Below are 2,790 nucleotides of genomic sequence, written 5' to 3'. Positions count from 1 at the left end.
GGCGGCGTGCCGAACAGATGGCTCACGAACCGTCCCGCCAACCCCTCGCTGACCAGCGCCTCGCCAAGGGTCCAGCCGTAGCCGGTCCCGGCCGCGATCGCCTGCCTGCCTTCCTCGTGGACCTTACCAGAGAGGGCCTCGATCTGCTCGGAGCAGGGGGAAGCCAGGACCGGGCCGGCCGTCAGGGCCGTGAGCAGGGCGGCGGCGAGGTACGCGTGACGCGTCATCGGTTTTTTCCTGGTGAGATCGGGACAGTGGTGAGCGCGCCTCTTCCCGCACGCGGGGAGAGGGCGTCATGCCCCCTTGTCGGGTCATGATTCGAGGCGGCAGCCGAAAGTGAGGGGTTACCCCCGGAGGAGCCACTTTCGGCGGCTCCCCCTCACCTATGCTTCGGCTTCGCCTCCGCTCGCCACGGACCCTGCAAGGGGTCCGTGGCCCTCTCCCCGCGCGCGGGGAGAGTGGGCGTGGTGAACTCCGAAAAGACTCAGCTGCTCAGCTGGTCCTTGATCGGCAACTGCCGGATGCGGCGGCCGGTTGCGGCGAAGACCGCGTTGGCGATGGCCGGGGCCACCGGCGGCACGCCGGGTTCGCCGACGCCGCCGAGCGGGCTGTCGAAGCCGGTGGAGTTGACGAGATGGACGCGGATCACCTTCGGCGCGGCGTCCATGCGGACCACTTCGTAGCCGTCAAAATTGTTCTGCTCGGCGCGGCCGTTCTTGAAGGTGATCTGCGAGGACAGGGCGAGGCCCATCCCCATGACGACGGCGCCTTCCATCTGCGAGCGGATGCGCTCGGGGTTCACCTGCGCTCCGCAATCGACGGCGATGTCGATGGCGTGCACCTTGACCTCGCCCTTGTCGTCGACCTCCACCTCGGCCGCGACCGCCGTGTAGGTGACGAAGCTGTAATGCCCGGCGACGCCGAGGCCCCGGCCCTTTTCGAGCTTGCGGCCCCAGCCGGCACCCTTGGCAACGGCCTGGATCACGCCCTTGAGGCGCCCGGTATCGACGGGATAGCGGCTCGGATCCTCACCGTAGTTCCAGACGTCGCCGAGCGTGGTCGGATCGATCTTGCGGTCGGGTCCGATCAGGGCGAGCAGGTATTCCAGCGGGTCGCGCCCGGCGGCATGCGCGAGTTCAGCCACGAAGGACTGGATCGCGAAGGCGTGCGGGATGTTCGAGACCGAGCGGAACCAGCCGATGCGGACGTGGGCCGCGGCTTCCGGGTTCTCCAGCCGGACGTTCGGCAGGGCGAACGGCAGGTTGGTGAGCCCCATGCCGAGCTCGAACGGCAGCTCGTGCTTCGGATCGGGCGCGAAGATCGAGCCGATCGTCGGCGCGGTCGAGCGGTGCAGCCAGGCCACCGGCATGCCCTTGTCGTCGAGGCCGGCCTCCAGGCGCTCCACCGAGATGGTGTGATAGTAGCCGTGGTGCAGGTCGTCCTCGCGGGTCCAGACGAGCTTGACCGGCGCGCCGTCCACGGCCTGCGAGCAGAGCGCCGCCTCGACGATGAAGTCGGGCTTCGACTTGCGGCCGAAGCCGCCGCCGAGCAGCGTGACGTTCACCTTCACCTTGTCGTCGGCGAAGTTCAGCCGCTTCATCAGCCGATCGTTGGCCGCCTGCGGACCCTGGATGCAGGCCCAGACCTCGCAGAACCCGTCCTTGACGCGGGCGACGGCGGCCGGCGGCTCCATCGGCGCCTGGGCGAGGTGGGGCACGAAGTACTCGGCCTCGATCTTGGTCTTGGCCGTCTTCATCGCGCCGTCGACGTCGCCCTGGTTGCGCACGACCTTGCCGGGGGCGCGGGCCGAGGCTTCCAGCTCCTTGCGGAAGGCCGTGGTGTCGTAATTGGCGTTCGGACCGTCGTCCCAGACGATCTTGAGCGCCTCGCGGCCCTTCATCGCCGCCCAGGTGTTTTTCGCGACGACCGCGATGCCGCCCAAGGGCATGAACTCCGAGGGGATGTCTCCCCCCTCGATCTTCACGGTCTTGACGACGCCCGGGATCTTCAGCGTAGCGCTGTCATCGAAGCTTTTCACTTTGCCGCCGTAGACTGCGGGGCGGGCGACAACTCCGAAAAGCATGCCGTCGAGTTGGGTGTCGAGGCCGTAGATCGCCTTGCCGGTGGTGATGTCGTGGTTGTCGATCAGGCCGATCTTGCCCTTGCCGATATAGCGGAAGGCCTTCGGGTCCTTGAGCACGACGCTCTCGCGGGCCGGCACCGGCAGCTCGGCGGCGGCGGCGGCAAACTCTCCGTAGCCGGCTGTCTTTCCCGACTTCTTGTGGCTGATGACGTGGTTCTCGGCCACGACTTCACCGACCGGCACGCCCCACTGCTTGGCGGCGGCCTGGACGAGCATCAGCTTCGCAGCGGCGCCCGCATGGCGAAAATGCTGGAAGAAGTGGCGCAGGCTGCGCGAGCCGTCGGTGTCCTGGTTGCCGAAGCGGCTCTCGTCGCCCCAGGCCTGGATCACCTTGACCTTCGACCAGTCGGCCTCGAGCTCGTCGGCGACGGTGAAGGCGATCGAGGTGCGCACCCCGGTACCCATCTCGGAGCGGTGGTTCGTCACCGTCACGGTGCCGTCGGCGGCGATGGCGACGAAGACCTTGGGGTCGTCGCGCCAGCCATGCGGCATGCCGTCGGCGCCGTATTTCTTTTCCTGTTGCTCCTTCGTCTGGCCTTCGTCGGCCATGGCCCGATCGCTGAGCGAGAGAGCCAGAACGAAGGCGCCGAGTCCGCCGAGGGTCGCGCGGCGGCTGACGTTGTCGAGGAGGGCAGGGGCCTTGGGGG

Annotated in this window: 1 protein-coding gene and 1 pseudogene; both read right to left on the bottom strand. The window is 68.1% G+C overall.

The genetic code is table 11. The annotated features are described in order from the left end of the window. Positions 1-227: pseudogene (locus FV217_RS22070) on the bottom strand (DUF2268 domain-containing protein); the annotation flags it as partial. Positions 228-484: 257 nt separating this feature from the next. Continuing rightward, a partial coding sequence (locus FV217_RS22065; RefSeq protein WP_147821759.1) for a xanthine dehydrogenase family protein molybdopterin-binding subunit occupies positions 485-2,790 on the bottom strand: 2,306 nt, incomplete at its 5' end.

It is taken from the genome of Methylobacterium sp. WL9 (assembly GCF_008040035.1).
In the GTDB taxonomy this organism is placed as follows: domain Bacteria; phylum Pseudomonadota; class Alphaproteobacteria; order Rhizobiales; family Beijerinckiaceae; genus Methylobacterium; species Methylobacterium thuringiense.
Note: the sequence above shows the minus strand (reverse complement) of the source record. Positions and strands in the feature narration are given on the sequence as shown.